This is a genomic window from Enterobacter sp. 03-F-07-AD-ECC (assembly GCF_047530935.1).
Taxonomy (GTDB): domain Bacteria; phylum Pseudomonadota; class Gammaproteobacteria; order Enterobacterales; family Enterobacteriaceae; genus Enterobacter; species Enterobacter cloacae.
The window spans coordinates 277,210-292,947 of sequence record NZ_JBLKBZ010000005.1 but is presented as its reverse complement, the minus strand read 5'-3'; the positions used below and the strand labels follow the sequence as shown (position 1 = coordinate 292,947).

Here is a 15,738-nt window from a genome sequence, read left to right as displayed (position 1 = left end):
GCCCTTGCGATTATAACGGGTCTACTTTCAGGCAGGAAACCGCATGTCGGAAACTGCCTTCCAGAACCGGTCGTGTTTTCGCACACTCCGGCCCGGCCAGAGGGCATCGCGTACGGAACACGCAGCCTGATGGCGGATTAATCGGCGACGGCAATTCGCCTTCCAGCAGCTGGATGGTTTTATTTTTTTCCAGATCGGGATCGGGAATTGGCACCGCGGACATCAGCGCTTTGGTGTAGGGGTGCAGTGGATTGTGGTACACCTCATCATAGGTGCCCAGCTCCACGGCATGGCCCAGGTACATGACCAGTACGCGGTCAGAAATGTGCTTCACCACCGCCAGGTCGTGCGCAATGAAAATCAGCGATAGCCCCATCTCACGCTGCAGCTTCTGCAGCAGGTTAACCACCTGCGCCTGAATCGACACATCCAGCGCGGAGACAGGCTCATCGCAGATGATCAGCTTCGGCTCAAGGATTAACGCGCGGGCAATACCGATACGCTGACACTGGCCGCCGGAGAATTCGTGCGGATAGCGGTTGATGAGGTTTGGCAGCAGCCCCACTTTCATCATCATCGCCTTAACACGATCGCGTACTTCCTGACGTGGCATCTTCGGATGATAGGTCCGCAGCGGCTCGGCAATGATTTCACCAATGGTCATACGCGGGTTTAAGGACGCCAGCGGATCCTGGAATATCATCTGAATATCGCTGCGTACGTCGCGCCACTCTTCGGGCTTCATCCCCAGCAGATCTTTACCCAGCCATGCCACTTTACCGCCGGTCGCTTTCACCAGCCCGATAATGGCACGCGCAAAGGTCGATTTACCGCATCCGGACTCACCCACCACGCCCAGCGTTTCCCCTTCATACAGACGAAGCGTTACGCCATCCACAGCTTTCAGGGTCTTGGGCGGCTGCCAGAACCACTGTTTACCGTCTTTGATGTCGAAATGCACTTTAAGATCGGCAATTTCGAGCAGCACATTTCTTTTTTCATCTAATGCGTTCATACCAGCTCCTCCTGCGGCTTAAAGCAGGCGCGCAGACGGCCTGGTGCAAACTCTTTCAGCGGCGGAGCGCTGTTACAAATCTCCATCGCGTGCGGGCAGCGCGGCTGGAACGGGCAGCCTTTCGGCAGGCGCAGCAGGTTTGGCGGGTTGCCCGGAATGGTCAACAGGGATTCCCCTTCCGCATCAAGACGTGGCACCGCATTCAACAGGCCGATCGAGTACGGATGCGCAGGCTGATAGAAAACATCGCGCGCTTTGCCATATTCCATCGTACGACCAGCATACATCACCAGCACTTTGTCACAGATACCGGCAACCACGCCCAAATCGTGGGTGATCATGATAATCGCCGTGTTGAACTCACGCTTAAGCTCGTTCAGCAGGGTCATGATTTGCGCCTGGACGGTCACATCCAGCGCGGTGGTCGGTTCATCGGCAATCAGCAGTTTTGGACGACACAGCAGCGCCATGGCAATCATCACACGCTGACGCATACCGCCAGAGAACTCATGCGGGAACATGCGCATGCGCTTACGCGCCTCCGGCATTTTTACCGCATCGAGCATTTTAACGGACTCTTCAAAGGCTTCAGCTTTGCTCAACCCTTTGTGCAGCATCAGGACTTCCATCAGTTGCTCACCGACGCGCATGTACGGGTTCAACGAGGTCATCGGATCCTGGAAAATCATCGAAATCTGCTCAGCACGCAGCTTGTTCAGCTCGTGTTCAGGCAGGTTGAGGATCTCACGTCCGTTGAATTTGGCGGATCCGCCAATCACACCGTTTGCGGCCAGCAGCCCCATCAGCGCGAACGCCGTCTGAGATTTCCCGGAGCCGGATTCGCCCACGATACCCAGCGTTTCACCCGCGCGCAGGTTGAAGTTGAGATCGTTTACGGCGGTGACATCCCCGTCCGGCGTCTTAAAGGTGACGCGGAGATCGTTTACATCCAGCAGAAGGTCACTCCGCTGTTGCGCCTGTGGCGCAGTTGCCGTTTCAATAATTGTCATGACGGCGCTCCTTAACGGTCTTTCGGGTCGAGGGCATCACGCAGGCCATCGCCGATAAAGTTGAAACAGAACAGGGTCACGACCAGGAAACCCGCCGGGTATAACAGCAGCCACGGTGAAACTTCCATTGAGTTTGCGCCGTCGCTCAACAGCGCGCCCCAGCTGCTCAGCGGCTCTTGCGTGCCCAGCCCCAGGAAGCTCAGGAAGGATTCAAACAGGATCATGCTTGGTACCAGCAGTGAGGCATACACCACCACCACGCCCAGCACGTTAGGAACAATGTGGCGGACAACGATATTCCCTGTCGATACCCCCCCCACCTGCGCCGCTTCGATAAACTCTTTGCGTTTAAGGCTCAGCGTCTGGCCACGTACGATACGCGCCATATCCAGCCAGGAAACCATGCCGATGGCCACGAAGATCAACAGGATGTTCTGGCCGAAGAAGGTCACCAGCAGGATCACGAAGAACATGAACGGGAAGGAGTTTAAAATCTCCAGCAGACGCATCATAACCGAGTCCACTTTCCCGCCGAGATAGCCGGAGAGCGAGCCATAGAGCGTGCCGACGATCACGGCCACCAGCGCTGCTGCAATCCCCACCATCAATGAAATACGGCCCCCAATGGCGACGCGGACCAGCAGGTCACGGCCGGACGAGTCCGTACCAAAGTAGTGGCCGGACTCCATATCCGGCGCGCTGGACATCATGCCCCAGTCCGTATCGAAATAGGTGAATTGCGACAGCATCGGCGCCAGGGTCACAAACAGCGCGATCAGCACCAGAACAACCAGACTGGCGACCGCTGCGCGGTTATGCATAAAGCGACGGCGGGCGTCCTGCCAGAGGCTACGACCTTCGACTTCCAGTTTTTCACTGAAGTTTTCCAGCGCCTCGCTGTTTTTCTTACTCAACATCATGGCGTGCTCCAGTTAGTAACGGATTTTCGGGTCGATAACGGCATACAGCACATCGACAACAGCGTTAAAGAGAATGGTCAACGCACCCACAAGGATCGTCAGGCTCAGCACCAGAGAATAGTCGCGGTTGAGGGCACCGTTAACAAACAGCTGGCCAATACCTGGCAGACCGTAGATGGTTTCAATAACCATTGAACCGGTAATAATACCGACGAACGCCGGTCCCATGTACGAGAGCACAGGTAACAGAGCTGGCTTGAGCGCATGGCGGAAGATAATCCGGCGCATCGGCAACCCTTTCGCGCGCGCGGTACGGATGAAGTTTGAATGTAACACTTCAATCATCGAACCACGGGTGATACGCGCGATACTGGCGATGTAAGCCAGAGAAAGCGCCACCATCGGTAAGATCATGAATTTCAGTGCCCCGCCGTTCCAGCCGCCGCCGGGCAGCCATTTCAGCGTGATGGCAAATATCATCACCAGTAACGGCGCGACAACGAAGCTGGGGATAACCACCCCGGTCATTGCGACCCCCATTACCGTATAATCCCATTTGGTATTTTGTTTAAGCGCGGCGATAACGCCTGCGGTGACCCCGAGAACCACGGCCAACAAGAATGCCGCAGCACCCAGTTTTGCCGATACCGGGAAGCTGGACGCCACCAGGTCGTTAACGGAATAGTCTTTATATTTGAATGACGGCCCGAAATCGCCATGCGCCAGTTGCTTCAGATAGTTGAAGTATTGCGTGGAGATAGGATCGTTTAAATGATATTTCGCTTCGATGTTCGCCATCACTTCAGGTGGCAGCGTACGTTCACCCGTGAATGGACTTCCCGGCGCGAGACGCATCATAAAGAAGGAAATTGTAATTAGAATAAATAACGTTGGTATCGCTTCTAAACAGCGACGCAGGATAAATTTCAACATTGCCCGTACCTTCTGGCGTGTGCCTGATGAATGTTACAAAGTAGACACAGTGGGGCAAGCCAGGCCCGCCCCACGTATTGCCATTAATGCTTGATAATATAAAGATTCTTAACGGAAATATTATCCAACGGGTCTTTACCGGTATAGCCGCCAACCCATGGTTTCACCAGGCGGGCGTTCACGTAGTAGTAAACCGGTACAATTGCCGAGTCTTTATCGAGTTGTTGTTCTGCTTTGGCGTACAGGTCTGCGCGTTTTGCATCGTCAGTAACCTGCAGCGTTTCAGCGATAAGCTTATCGAATGCCGGGCTCTTATAGTGCGCCGTGTTGTTCGAGCTGTCGCTGAGCATGGTATTCAGGAAAGATGTCGGTTCATTATAGTCCGCACACCAGCCTGCACGCGCCACGTCAAAGGTGCCCTGATGACGGGTATCCAGGAAGGTTTTCCACTCCTGGTTTTCCAGCTTAACGTTCGCGCCCAGGTTTTTCTTCCAGATAGAGGCAACGGCAATCGCCAGTTTTTTATGCAGATCGGACGTGTTGTACAGCAGATTAAACGTCAGCGGTTTATCTGCGGTGTATCCTGCTTCGGCCAACAGTTTTTTCGCTTCTTCGTTACGTTTTTCCTGTGACCACTTGAACCACTCAGGTTCAACCAGTTTCATGCCATCGGTGTACGGTGGAGTGTAGCTGTAGGCTGGCAGATCGCCCTGGTTTTTCACTTTGTTCACGATGATATCGCGATCCAGTGCCAGCTTCAGCGCCGTACGGACACGTACGTCGGTGAACGGTGCTTTCTGGTTGTTAATTTCGTAGTAATAAGTACACAGGTATGGATCGACATGAACTTCTTTCGGGATTTCTTTCTTCAGTTTCTGGAACAGTTCAATCGGCATGTTGTTATAGGTCATGTCGATTTCACCGCTGCGGTAGCGGTTCACGTCAGTCACTTCAGAAGAGATTGGCAGGTAGGTCACCTGGTTAATCACGGTTTTGGCGTTATCCCAGTATTGCGGGTTACGCTCCAGAACCATACGTTCATTGACCACCCAGTCTTTCAGTTTATAAGCACCGTTGGTCACAATATTGGCAGGCTGGGTCCATTTTTCACCGAATTTTTCCACTGCGGATTTCGGTACCGGGGAGACAGACGGGTGAACCAGCAGCTTATAGAAGTACGGAACAGGTTCGCTCAACGTCACTTCAAACGTGTTGGCATCAATCGCTTTTACACCCAGATCGGTGACCGGTTTTTTACCGGCGATGATGTCATCGATATTGGCGATATGGCCATATTGCAGATAGCTCGCATACGGAGAGGCGGTGTTTGGATTCGCCAGGCGCTGCCAGCTGTAAACGAAATCTTCGGCGGTAACCGGTGTACCGTCGGACCATTTAGCATCTTTGCGCAGATGGAAGGTCCAGACTTTAAAATCTTTGTTTTCCCACTTTTCGGCGACACCCGGCGCCGGGTGGCCTTCTACGTCAGTGACCAGCAGCCCTTCAAACAGGTCGCGGTTGACGTTTGACTCTGGCACGCCCTCAATTTTATGCGGATCGAGAGACTGTACTTCCGCCCCGTTGTTACGTACCAGCGTCTGCTTCTCAGCCAGCTGTACCCCTGCCGGCACGTCCGCAGCCATTGCAGCGTTGCCCGCGATTAGCGCAGTTAAAATCCCCGCCGCTACCAGATTTTTTTTTGTGATGATGGACATTGTGTTGGTACTCCACTCATTATAATTACTGGCCTTCGCCAGCTGTGTAATCCCCTGTTGGGGCCTGTACAGCGCAGGAGTTTTTTTTGCTGCTGTCAGGTTCTTTTTTTACTTCTTGCTATCACCGACTTCTTTATTACTGACCGCTCGTATGGCCGTCTTGCGTCGATTCTTTACACGTCTCCCCTGTCTGAGACATGTGTTGGATATTCGCGAAGATGACTATATGAAAATAATTCTCATCTTCTTGTTTTATGCTGCAAAATATTAGGCCGGAAAGTATCAAAAGGCGTAAACGCACGCCAATACATTTTGCAAATTTGTTAAGCAATTCTCTTTTACGAAGTGTACTAAATCGTTGAGGGCAGCCCTGCCTGACATGAAAGGACAAGAAAAATCTTTTCATTCAAAGAGATAAAAAAATCAGTCTCTCTGCGCGCGTCGCTGCGCTACCATCACGTCATTTTGTACAAAAATTTAACAACTGATTATTATTTAGCACATTCCTCTAAGGGAACGTTGAATTTACTAATATCATTTCGGTTATCACTCAGCAAGCCCCAGAGTATCGTGTGAGTAAAATAACAGAATGATCGCAGGTTTTCTGTGCAGGCAGGAAACGGTGGGATTAATAACTTGTTGAAATATAAGAATTGAACATTATTAGTAGAATTTATTATGGCAGGTAAGCATTTCAACTTTATTTATATGATTTGCTGATATTCACGTAAAAAAACGGAGCCGTTGGCTCCGTTCTTTCGTATGAAATGTCAGTGCAATAAGCCAGGGAAAATGCTTTTGATGCCGGTCACAATGAATTCGATGCCCAGGGCCATCAATAGCAACCCCATAATACGGGTAATGACGTTGATGCCTGTCTGCCCAAGCAGACGCACCAGCCAGGGTGCCATGCGGAAAACGCCCCAACAACAAAGCGCAAAAATGGCAATGGCGACAGAAAAGCCAATCAGATGCATCCAGTTGTGGTAGCGCGTACCCCAGACAATCGTCGAGCTGATAGCGCCGGGACCGGCCATCAGCGGTAACGCCAGCGGCACTACGCCAATGCTCTCGCGAATGGCGGTTTCTGATTTTTCCTGCTTGTTCTGTTTGTCTTCCCCCAGCTTACCGCTGATCATCGACATAGCGATGGTGACCACCAGGATCCCACCCGCAATACGGAAAGAATCAATCGAGATACCGAACACCTGAAGAATGGCATCCCCAAGGTAAAGGGAGGTCAGGAGAATAATCGCCACTGACAGGTTAGCGGTAAGATTGGTTTTGTTTCTGGCCGCCGCCGTCTGGTAACTGGTCATACTAATGAAGACAGGAATGATCCCCACCGGGTTGACCAATGCAAACAAACCAATAAAAAACTTAAAATATGTAGGAAAATCAAAGAGCGATAAGATCACATTTTGCTCCGCTTATGCGTATGCCCCGGGGCTGACAACTGTCAGTGAAAATCGCGCTGAAGATACGCTTTTTATCAGCATACTTCACCAGAAATCTGTGCCAAAACGTTATCAATTCATGATGTTAAATATTTGTATAAGCAATGATAGCGCCACTTCCAATAGTTACTTAATTATTTAACACTGGAATAATCTCAAAGAAATAACCCTGCTGAAAGGTATCAGCTTGGGGGAAAATTGACGCAGATCATGATTTTCGTACTCAGAAGTGAGTAATCTTGATTACGCCCCCAGGGAGATGACCTGCCAAAAAAGGATGATGCTAAGGTAAGGCTCTTTTAGTAAATTAGTGTGCTGGTGCAGGAAGTAACCCATTGTTTTACTGTGTGTTACGCAAGTCGTATTGGCTCTGTCTATACTGTCTGACGTATCGAGCGCTGGTTTACTAAAAGAGTTTAAACATTATCAGGAGAGCATTATGGCTGTTACTAATATCGCTGAACTGAACGCCCTCGTCGAGCGCGTTAAAAAAGCCCAGCGTGAATATGCCAATTTCACCCAAGAACAGGTTGATAAAATCTTCCGCGCGGCCGCTCTGGCTGCTGCAGATGCTCGAATCCCTCTCGCTAAAATGGCCGTTGCCGAATCCGGCATGGGTATCGTTGAAGATAAAGTGATCAAAAACCACTTCGCTTCAGAGTATATCTACAACGCCTATAAAGATGAGAAAACCTGTGGCGTGCTGTCTGAAGACGACACTTTCGGTACTATCACCATTGCAGAACCTATCGGCATTATTTGCGGTATCGTTCCAACCACCAACCCAACGTCTACCGCTATCTTCAAATCTCTGATCAGCCTGAAGACCCGTAACGCAATCATCTTCTCCCCGCACCCACGTGCAAAAGATGCGACCAACAAAGCCGCTGACATCGTTCTGCAGGCTGCGATTGCTGCTGGTGCACCTAAAGATCTGATCGGCTGGATCGACCAACCGTCCGTTGAGCTTTCTAACGCGCTGATGCACCACCCGGACATTAACCTGATCCTGGCGACCGGTGGTCCTGGCATGGTTAAAGCGGCATACAGTTCCGGTAAACCTGCTATCGGCGTAGGCGCGGGTAATACCCCAGTGGTTATTGATGAAACAGCCGATATCAAACGTGCTGTTGCGTCCGTGTTGATGTCCAAAACCTTCGACAACGGTGTTATCTGTGCTTCTGAGCAGTCTGTTGTTGTTGTTGATTCCGTTTATGATGCTGTTCGCGAACGTTTCGCCAGCCACGGCGGCTACCTGCTGCAGGGCAAAGAGCTGAAAGCGGTTCAGGATATCATTCTGAAAAATGGCGCGCTGAACGCGGCTATCGTAGGTCAGCCAGCGTATAAAATCGCTGAACTGGCAGGCTTCACTGTTCCGGCAACCACCAAAATTCTGATTGGTGAAGTTAAAGTTGTCGACGAAAGCGAACCATTCGCTCACGAAAAACTGTCCCCTACTCTGGCGATGTACCGCGCCAAAGATTTCGAAGACGCAGTAGAGAAAGCAGAGAAACTGGTTGCGATGGGTGGTATCGGCCACACCTCTTGCCTGTACACTGACCAGGATAACCAGCCAGAACGTGTTGCTCACTTTGGTCAGATGATGAAAACTGCACGTATCCTGATCAACACCCCGGCTTCTCAGGGTGGTATCGGCGACCTGTACAACTTCAAACTCGCACCTTCCCTGACTCTGGGTTGTGGTTCCTGGGGTGGTAACTCCATCTCTGAAAACGTTGGTCCAAAACACCTGATCAACAAGAAAACCGTTGCTAAGCGAGCTGAAAACATGTTGTGGCACAAACTTCCGAAATCTATCTACTTCCGCCGTGGTTCTCTGCCAATCGCGCTGGATGAAGTGATTACTGATGGCCACAAACGTGCGCTCATCGTGACTGACCGTTTCCTGTTCAACAACGGTTACGCTGACCAGATCACCTCTGTTCTTAAAGCCGCTGGCGTAGAAACTGAAGTGTTCTTTGAAGTTGAAGCTGACCCAACCCTGAGCGTTGTGCGTAAAGGTGCGGAGCTGGCTAACTCCTTCAAACCAGATGTGATTATCGCACTGGGTGGTGGTTCCCCAATGGACGCCGCGAAAATCATGTGGGTAATGTACGAACATCCAGAAACCCACTTCGAAGAACTGGCGCTGCGCTTTATGGACATCCGTAAACGTATCTACAAGTTCCCGAAAATGGGCGTAAAAGCGAAGATGATCGCCGTTACCACCACTTCCGGTACAGGTTCTGAAGTTACGCCGTTCGCAGTGGTCACTGATGACGCAACGGGTCAGAAATACCCACTGGCTGACTACGCGCTGACCCCAGATATGGCCATCGTTGACGCCAACCTGGTGATGGATATGCCGAAATCACTGTGTGCATTCGGTGGTCTGGACGCTGTGACTCACGCCCTGGAAGCCTATGTTTCCGTACTGGCTTCTGAGTTCTCTGATGGTCAGGCTCTGCAGGCGCTGAAACTGCTGAAAGAAAACCTGCCAGCGTCTTACAACGAAGGGTCTAAAAACCCGGTTGCCCGTGAGCGTGTCCACAGTGCAGCAACCATCGCCGGTATCGCGTTTGCTAACGCCTTCCTCGGGGTTTGCCACTCTATGGCTCACAAACTGGGTTCTCAGTTCCACATTCCTCACGGTCTGGCGAACGCCCTGTTGATCAGCAACGTTATCCGTTATAACGCGAATGACAACCCAACCAAGCAGACTGCTTTCAGCCAGTACGACCGTCCGCAAGCACGTCGTCGTTACGCTGAAATCGCAGACCACCTGGGTCTGAGCGCACCGGGCGACCGTACTGCTGCGAAGATCGAGAAACTGCTGGCATGGCTGGAAAGCCTGAAGGCTGAACTGGGCATTCCTAAATCTATCCGCGAAGCGGGTGTTCAGGAAGCTGACTTCCTGGCACACGTTGATAAGCTGTCTGAAGATGCATTCGATGACCAGTGTACAGGTGCGAACCCGCGTTACCCACTGATCTCCGAGCTGAAACAGATCCTGCTGGATACATTCTACGGACGTGAGTTCAAAGAAGGTGACGTTGCTGCTGTGAAAACAGAAGCACCAGTCATTAAAGCTGACAAAAAAGCGAAGAAAAGCGCTTAATTGACCGCTGTTAAAAAACCCGCCTCTGGCGGGTTTTTTTTGTCTGAAGATCAGGCTTTGAGTTCTTTGAAACTACTTCCGGTTATCGTGCTGAATCGCCGTCAGGGAGCCCACAGACAACGCCTCTTTATAATGCTTACGACAGACCGACACATAGCGTTCATTGCCCCCTATCACCACCTGCTCACCGTCTGCATAGGGTTTACCAGACTGATCAAGACGAAGCACCATACTGGCTTTACGGCCGCAAAAACAGATGGTTTTCAGTTCGACCAGTTTATCGGACCAGGCAAGCAAATACTGGCTACCGGCAAATAGCTCCCCGCGAAAGTCCGTGCGCAAACCATAGCAGAGAACGGGAATATCAAGTTCATCTACGACCTCTGAAAGCGCATGCACCTGTTCACGCGTCAGGAACTGGCTTTCATTGACCAGAACGCAATGAATGGGCTGGGAAGTATGCTCGGCACGGATATCCTGCAACAGGTCCGTTTGTGGGTTAAACAGTCTGGCCGGTGACGAGAGACCAATTCTTGAACTCACCTTACCTGCACCGAATCGATCGTCGATTTCAGCGGTGTAAACAACGGTGCGCATCCCTCGTTCCTGATAATTGTAGGAGGATTGCAGTAACGCCGTGGATTTTCCGGCATTCATTGCCGAATAGTAGAAATAAAGTTGTGCCATTGGCCGTCAAACCCTAATCAATGTGTAATATTCCCAATGATTCATTGTACCATATTTTGTCTGGTCATCAGCGATACACCACACAGAGTATGGGGTTCAAGCCGCAGTTAACCACGAGATGTACAGGAAAATAATGCGATAAAACAGGAGGTAAACTGATTCAGCATGCTCTATATGTCGCGAACCCACTAAACATAACACTTCTTTTTATACTGGAATCCACGTTCATTAAAATTCACTATTTATTAACTATTTTTGCCCTGGCAACGCTGGCAGAAACTAATACAAAAGGCTGATATTTATCCGCCGCAACTATAATTCCTGCGGTAAATGTCACAAAAAAAAGATGCAACCGAACGGGTTAAGCAGGTAAGCGTGATAACAAGCGAGCCTGTGTGGGTATGAAATTTAAGTTAGCGTAATTAATAATAGCGCCCATTATTCCGTATTTTTTGAATTCCTTACATTCCCACCTATTGCACAACTGAATTTATCGCTCTATTATTAGGACAACAAACCACCCCCCATTATAAGTTTGAGATTACTACAATGAGCGAAGCACTTAAAATTCTGAACAACATCCGTACTCTTCGTGCGCAGGCAAGAGAATGCACCCTGGAAACGCTTGAAGAAATGCTGGAAAAATTAGAAGTTGTAGTTAATGAACGTCGCGAAGAAGAAAGCGCTGCTGCTGCTGAAATCGAAGAGCGTACGCGTAAACTGCAGCAATATCGTGAAATGCTGATTGCTGATGGTATCGATCCAAATGAATTGCTGAACAGCATGGCTGCAGCGAAGACCGGTACTAAAGCAAAACGCGCTGCTCGTCCTGCTAAATATAGCTATGTAGACGAGAACGGCGAAACTAAAACCTGGACTGGCCAGGGTCGTACACCTGCTGTTATCAAAAAAGCCATGGATGAGCAAGGTAAACAGCTGGACGACTTCCTGATCAAGGATTAATCCTAACGTATTCAGAAAAATCCCGCTTAATGCGGGATTTTTTTTATCCTCAATTCCTGCAAACATCCCCTTACATACCGTCATATTGGGACATCGTACTATTTAGCGTTCCTTACAGACCGGCGTGGTTACCCTGGGTTATGGGCATAAAAAAACCGGTGGGCATCGCCTCACCGGTCTTGATCATTTGCAGCCGGGGTTATTTTTTAATACCCACGCTCTCTTTCAGCCAGGCTTTAAATTCTTCACCCAGTGAGTTGTGGCGGATGCCATATTCTACGAACGCCTGCATATAACCGAGTTTATTACCGCAGTCATGGCTCTTACCTTTCATATGGTAGGCTTCAACGGTCTCTTTCTCGATCAGCATATCGATGGCATCGGTCAGCTGGATCTCATCTCCTGCTCCTGGAGGCGTTTTCGCCAGCAGTGGCCAGATTTCAGCACTCAGGACATAGCGACCTACTACCGCCAGATTAGACGGCGCTACGTCGGCTTTAGGCTTCTCTACGACGCCTACCATTGGCACGCTTTCACCGGGTTCAAGATTAACGCCTTTACAGTCAACAACACCGTAAGCCGTCACGTCTTCAACAGGTTCAACCATAATCTGGCTGCTGCCCGTTTCGTCAAAGCGCTTGATCATCTCAGCAAGGTTATCCTGAGAGAGATCGGATTCATATTCGTCCAGAATGACGTCTGGCAGAATGACCGCAACAGGTTCATTACCCACAACAGGATATGCACAAAGTACCGCGTGGCCCAGACCTTTCGCCAGCCCCTGACGCACCTGCATAATGGTAACGTGCGGAGGGCAAATAGACTGAACTTCTTCTAACAGCTGACGCTTAACGCGTTTTTCCAGCATGGCTTCGAGTTCGAAACTGGTATCGAAATGGTTTTCGATAGAGTTTTTAGATGAATGTGTAACCAGCACAATTTCAGTGATGCCGGCCGCGATACATTCGTTTACGACATACTGAATTAATGGCTTATCAACCAGTGGCAACATCTCTTTAGGAATTGCCTTAGTTGCTGGTAACATCCTGGTCCCCAATCCCGCTACCGGGATGACGGCCTTTCTGACTTTCGAATTTAGGGCAGCCATTCAAATTCTCCTGAGCTGTTCAAGTTTTGAACTTTTATGCATTAAATAACGCGTTGAGTATATCAGCCTCATCACACAGTCCGGGTCTGAAAAGAACGCGTTGCCGATCAATTAGGATAAATACGCATGAATCTGGGCAGCGATAGTAGCACTCCCCACAAAACACAGGTAAGGCAATCTTAAAATTAAGATCCAACTGCTTATTCCGTGGACAACATTAACCGCAACCGTCCGCCGGCACCCCAAATTTGGCACTGCCAGGAAGAACAGCGATGGCTAATTTGATTAAGATAAGCCGTACCCAATGTCCCCAGCGGCACACCGTTGCTAACCTGAATATGATGTTCCCCGGTATTCAGAGAGGCGTTCAGACCCGCTGAAACGAGGATAAGATTTTTCAATCCACTATGGTAATAGCCAACCAGCAATGGAAATTGTCCTGGTAAATTGGCCTGGCGAAAAAGCTGGTTAACCTGTTTAAGTAAACTGCCTAACTCCGGAAGCCGTTGCCCCTGATGCGATAACTGTTCCTGCAACAGCCCGTTAAATAGCGCACGAAGTAATAACGCTGCTAATACACCATTATCCCCTGCACGGGTAACATCCAGGGAATAAAACGCAAGATCGGAATCCGATAATGGCGCAATATCCAGCACCAGACCGGGCTGATCCGCGGCTACAAGCTGGCGATAATTTATTCGACAGTGTGAAAAGGTCTGTTGTACCGGCGGCTGAAGTTCCTGCAATAGCTTGGCCGCGGCAGGCGGATTACTGACTAAAGCATCCCAGTCCTGGAAAAGGCGCTCTTCTTCCTCGACACGGGAATTAAACATATTCGGATAAAGGCAGGCCAATACCGTTTCACGCAAACGGTTCAGATCTTTTACTGGTTTCAGCAGAATATCCTGCACCCCCAGACGTAATGCTTTGGCAATATCCGCCATATTTTCCGTCGCGGAGATCACCAGTATGGGCGTCTGGTTGCCCTCATTACGCAGATGTTCAACCAACTTCAGGCCATTCATCCGCGGCATTGCGATATCACAGATCATCAGATCGGGCGTGATACTGACCATTTTTTCCAGGGCATCAACACCATCTTCAGCCAGGGCAGTGGTTGCCCCCAGCGAGGATAACCACGAATCCAGTAGCGATCGGAAAACGGGCTCGTCTTCAACAATCAAAATGTGTTTTCCGGCCAATGGCTGCGTCATGGTTCCTCCCCTGGCTGACAGTTACTAAATAGTGGCATGCTATCGGCACTATCGCCTGTCAGATTTTGCTGAAGTAGTCAAAAAAAGGTGCTCAACGTGCGGTTCGCACAAATGGCAATAATTCGTCCATTTTCTTTTCGACGGCTAAAGAGCCCGCTGCGATGGCGGCCTCAGCCCGATGGAAATCAAGGGTAGAGATTTGTGGACAATAGGGTTGAATCAGAATATCCGGTGGGTCGCCCGCCATACGGTTACGTTTCAGGCGGTTTTCCAGCACCTAGATTGAGGTGGTCATAATCTCCATTGCCGTGGGTGCAGCGACCGAGCGGCGCGCGGCTATCCGACCAATTCGCCCGCGTAAGCGCTCATGCCAGGCCAGTTTTTCCGCCTCGGCATCTTCGCTTTGCAAATTGACCGGCATGAGGTCTTGCTGCATCAGGTGAGCGTCGTGTTGTAAATCGACCGCGATCACGATGTCAGCCCCCATTGCGCGCGTCAAAGAGATTGGCACGGGGTTAACGACACCGCCATCAACAAGCCAGTAACCATTATGCGGGACAGGAGCCATAAGGCCCGGCATACTGCAGGAGGCGCGAACGGCAAGGTGGATGTCCCCTTCGGTCAGCCACAGCTCACGTCCCGTACTGAGATTCGTCGCCACGGCACCAAATGGCAGCTGACAATCGCTGAAGTCCTGAAGAGGCATAATCTGACGGAACTGGTTAAAGACGCGTTCACCGCGAAGCAAACCGCCGCGCTGCCACGAAAGGTCCATCAGGCGCAGCACGTCCCAGTAACTGAAGGATCGCACCCACGCTTCAAGTTCGGGCAATTTGCCGCACGCATAGGCGGAACCTACCAGCGATCCAATCGAACATCCTGCAACAATATCGACATCGACGCCCATCTGGTTTAAGGCATTTATCACGCCGATGTGTGACCATCCGCGGGCTGCACCTGAGCCCAGCGCCAGTCCAATTTTAACCTTTCTCATTAGCCCTGTTTTACTTCCCCTGGATTCCCGACATAGCGTCAACGCAACAGCTCAGTTAACATGGTGCTACCCGAAGCGTTTTACGCCCTTAATTTTTTGTTCCAGGAAGAGAATCGTGTCTCAACTCTGCCCCTGTGGTAGCGCTCTGGAGTATAGCCTATGTTGCCAGCGATATCTTTCTGGCGATCAGGTTGCACCAGACCCATCACACCTTATGCGTTCACGGTATACCGCTTTTGTGATCAAAGACGCAGACTACCTGATTAAAACCTGGCACCCCTCATGCCAGGCCGCCAGTTTCAAACAGGAGATCGAAGCCGGGTTCGCCAATACCCAGTGGCTCGGTCTTACCGTTTATGAATCCGCACCCGGTAGTCACGAAAATGAAGGTTACGTCAGCTTTGTTGCCCGTTTTACTGAACACAATAAACCGGGTGCCATTATCGAGCGTTCCCGGTTCTTAAAGGAAAGCGGGCAATGGTATTATATTGACGGAACGCGCCCGCAGTTTGGTCGTAACGATCCCTGCCCTTGTGGTTCTGGTAAAAAATTTAAAAAGTGTTGCGGGCAGTAACGCCCGACAACCGAGACTTCGCAAATACTC

General features: G+C 50.5%; 13 protein-coding genes and 1 pseudogene. 4 read left to right on the top strand and 10 right to left on the bottom strand.

Features of this window, described 5'->3' with window-relative positions:
• Positions 1-10: 10 nt before the first annotated feature.
• The 6 genes from oppF to ACMWKA_RS10720 all read right to left on the bottom strand — a co-directional run bounded on the left by oppF (position 11) and on the right by ACMWKA_RS10720 (position 7,011).
• Positions 11-1,015: a murein tripeptide/oligopeptide ABC transporter ATP-binding protein OppF gene (gene oppF / locus ACMWKA_RS10745; RefSeq protein ID WP_020690924.1), complete on the bottom strand. Its 1,005-nt coding sequence runs from the start codon at positions 1,013-1,015 to the stop codon at positions 11-13.
• Complete coding sequence (locus ACMWKA_RS10740) at positions 1,012-2,025, bottom strand: ABC transporter ATP-binding protein (protein WP_414760194.1); 1,014 nt, start codon at positions 2,023-2,025, stop codon at positions 1,012-1,014. The genes oppF and ACMWKA_RS10740 overlap by 4 nt, the downstream gene beginning before the upstream one ends.
• Positions 2,026-2,036: 11 nt before the next feature.
• Positions 2,037-2,945, bottom strand: coding sequence for an oligopeptide ABC transporter permease OppC (gene oppC, locus ACMWKA_RS10735; RefSeq protein ID WP_013096272.1), 909 nt, complete (start codon positions 2,943-2,945; stop codon positions 2,037-2,039).
• Positions 2,946-2,957: 12 nt separating this feature from the next.
• A complete protein-coding gene (gene oppB / locus ACMWKA_RS10730) occupies positions 2,958-3,878 on the bottom strand; it encodes an oligopeptide ABC transporter permease OppB (RefSeq protein WP_013096271.1) in 921 nt (306 codons plus the stop codon).
• Positions 3,879-3,961: 83 nt separating this feature from the next.
• Positions 3,962-5,593, bottom strand: coding sequence for an oligopeptide ABC transporter substrate-binding protein OppA (oppA, locus tag ACMWKA_RS10725; protein ID WP_020690922.1), 1,632 nt, complete (start codon positions 5,591-5,593; stop codon positions 3,962-3,964).
• A 770-nt stretch (positions 5,594-6,363) separates the two neighbouring features.
• Entirely contained in the window at positions 6,364-7,011 is a 648-nt protein-coding gene (locus ACMWKA_RS10720) for a YchE family NAAT transporter (RefSeq protein ID WP_020690921.1), read from the bottom strand.
• Between ACMWKA_RS10720 and ACMWKA_RS10715 the strand changes: the two genes are divergently transcribed.
• Together ACMWKA_RS10715 and adhE are read left to right on the top strand one after the other, a co-directional pair.
• On the top strand, positions 6,917-7,192 hold the full coding sequence (locus ACMWKA_RS10715) for a hypothetical protein (protein ID WP_162185062.1): 276 nt from the start codon (positions 6,917-6,919) through the stop codon (positions 7,190-7,192). The genes ACMWKA_RS10720 and ACMWKA_RS10715 overlap by 95 nt on opposite strands.
• Before the next feature lie 297 nt (positions 7,193-7,489).
• Complete coding sequence (gene adhE / locus ACMWKA_RS10710) at positions 7,490-10,168, top strand: bifunctional acetaldehyde-CoA/alcohol dehydrogenase (protein WP_013096268.1); 2,679 nt, start codon at positions 7,490-7,492, stop codon at positions 10,166-10,168.
• A 72-nt stretch (positions 10,169-10,240) separates the two neighbouring features.
• Here the strand turns inward: adhE and tdk are convergent, their stop codons facing one another.
• A complete protein-coding gene (tdk, locus tag ACMWKA_RS10705; RefSeq protein ID WP_414760193.1) occupies positions 10,241-10,855 on the bottom strand; it encodes a thymidine kinase in 615 nt (204 codons plus the stop codon).
• A gap of 549 nt (positions 10,856-11,404) precedes the next feature.
• On the opposite strand from tdk, the gene hns reads away from it, so the two are divergent.
• Positions 11,405-11,818, top strand: a complete 414-nt coding sequence (gene hns / locus ACMWKA_RS10700; protein WP_008502781.1) for a histone-like nucleoid-structuring protein H-NS — start codon at positions 11,405-11,407, stop codon at positions 11,816-11,818.
• 199 nt (positions 11,819-12,017) lie between these two features.
• Here the strand turns inward: hns and galU are convergent, their stop codons facing one another.
• From galU to rssA, 3 genes and pseudogenes are all read right to left on the bottom strand, one after another.
• On the bottom strand, positions 12,018-12,926 hold the full coding sequence (gene galU / locus ACMWKA_RS10695; RefSeq protein ID WP_029883446.1) for a UTP--glucose-1-phosphate uridylyltransferase GalU: 909 nt from the start codon (positions 12,924-12,926) through the stop codon (positions 12,018-12,020).
• Positions 12,927-13,126: 200 nt separating this feature from the next.
• Positions 13,127-14,140 (bottom strand): two-component system response regulator RssB, encoded by a 1,014-nt coding sequence (rssB, locus tag ACMWKA_RS10690; RefSeq protein WP_013096265.1) that lies wholly within the window; start codon positions 14,138-14,140, stop codon positions 13,127-13,129.
• 91 nt (positions 14,141-14,231) lie between these two features.
• Positions 14,232-15,134, bottom strand: a pseudogene (gene rssA / locus ACMWKA_RS10685) (patatin-like phospholipase RssA).
• Positions 15,135-15,249: 115 nt separating this feature from the next.
• Between rssA and ACMWKA_RS10680 the strand changes: the two are divergent.
• On the top strand, positions 15,250-15,708 hold the full coding sequence (locus ACMWKA_RS10680) for a YchJ family protein (RefSeq protein WP_029883447.1): 459 nt from the start codon (positions 15,250-15,252) through the stop codon (positions 15,706-15,708).
• The last annotated feature ends 30 nt before the right edge of the window (positions 15,709-15,738 follow it).

Bases quoted from the DNA above. Each gene is read 5' to 3' on its own strand.
- oppA (WP_020690922.1), bottom strand. From the start codon at position 5,593: ATGTCCATCATCACAAAAAAAAATCTGGTAGCGGCGGGGATTTTAACT.
- rssB (WP_013096265.1), bottom strand. From the start codon at position 14,140: ATGACGCAGCCATTGGCCGGAAAACACATTTTGATTGTTGAAGACGAG.
- oppB (WP_013096271.1), bottom strand. From the start codon at position 3,878: ATGTTGAAATTTATCCTGCGTCGCTGTTTAGAAGCGATACCAACGTTA.
- hns (WP_008502781.1), top strand. From the start codon at position 11,405: ATGAGCGAAGCACTTAAAATTCTGAACAACATCCGTACTCTTCGTGCG.
- galU (WP_029883446.1), bottom strand. From the start codon at position 12,926: ATGGCTGCCCTAAATTCGAAAGTCAGAAAGGCCGTCATCCCGGTAGCG.
- ACMWKA_RS10715 (WP_162185062.1), top strand. From the start codon at position 6,917: ATGAAGACAGGAATGATCCCCACCGGGTTGACCAATGCAAACAAACCA.
- oppC (WP_013096272.1), bottom strand. From the start codon at position 2,945: ATGATGTTGAGTAAGAAAAACAGCGAGGCGCTGGAAAACTTCAGTGAA.
- adhE (WP_013096268.1), top strand. From the start codon at position 7,490: ATGGCTGTTACTAATATCGCTGAACTGAACGCCCTCGTCGAGCGCGTT.
- tdk (WP_414760193.1), bottom strand. From the start codon at position 10,855: ATGGCACAACTTTATTTCTACTATTCGGCAATGAATGCCGGAAAATCC.
- ACMWKA_RS10740 (WP_414760194.1), bottom strand. From the start codon at position 2,025: ATGACAATTATTGAAACGGCAACTGCGCCACAGGCGCAACAGCGGAGT.
- oppF (WP_020690924.1), bottom strand. From the start codon at position 1,015: ATGAACGCATTAGATGAAAAAAGAAATGTGCTGCTCGAAATTGCCGAT.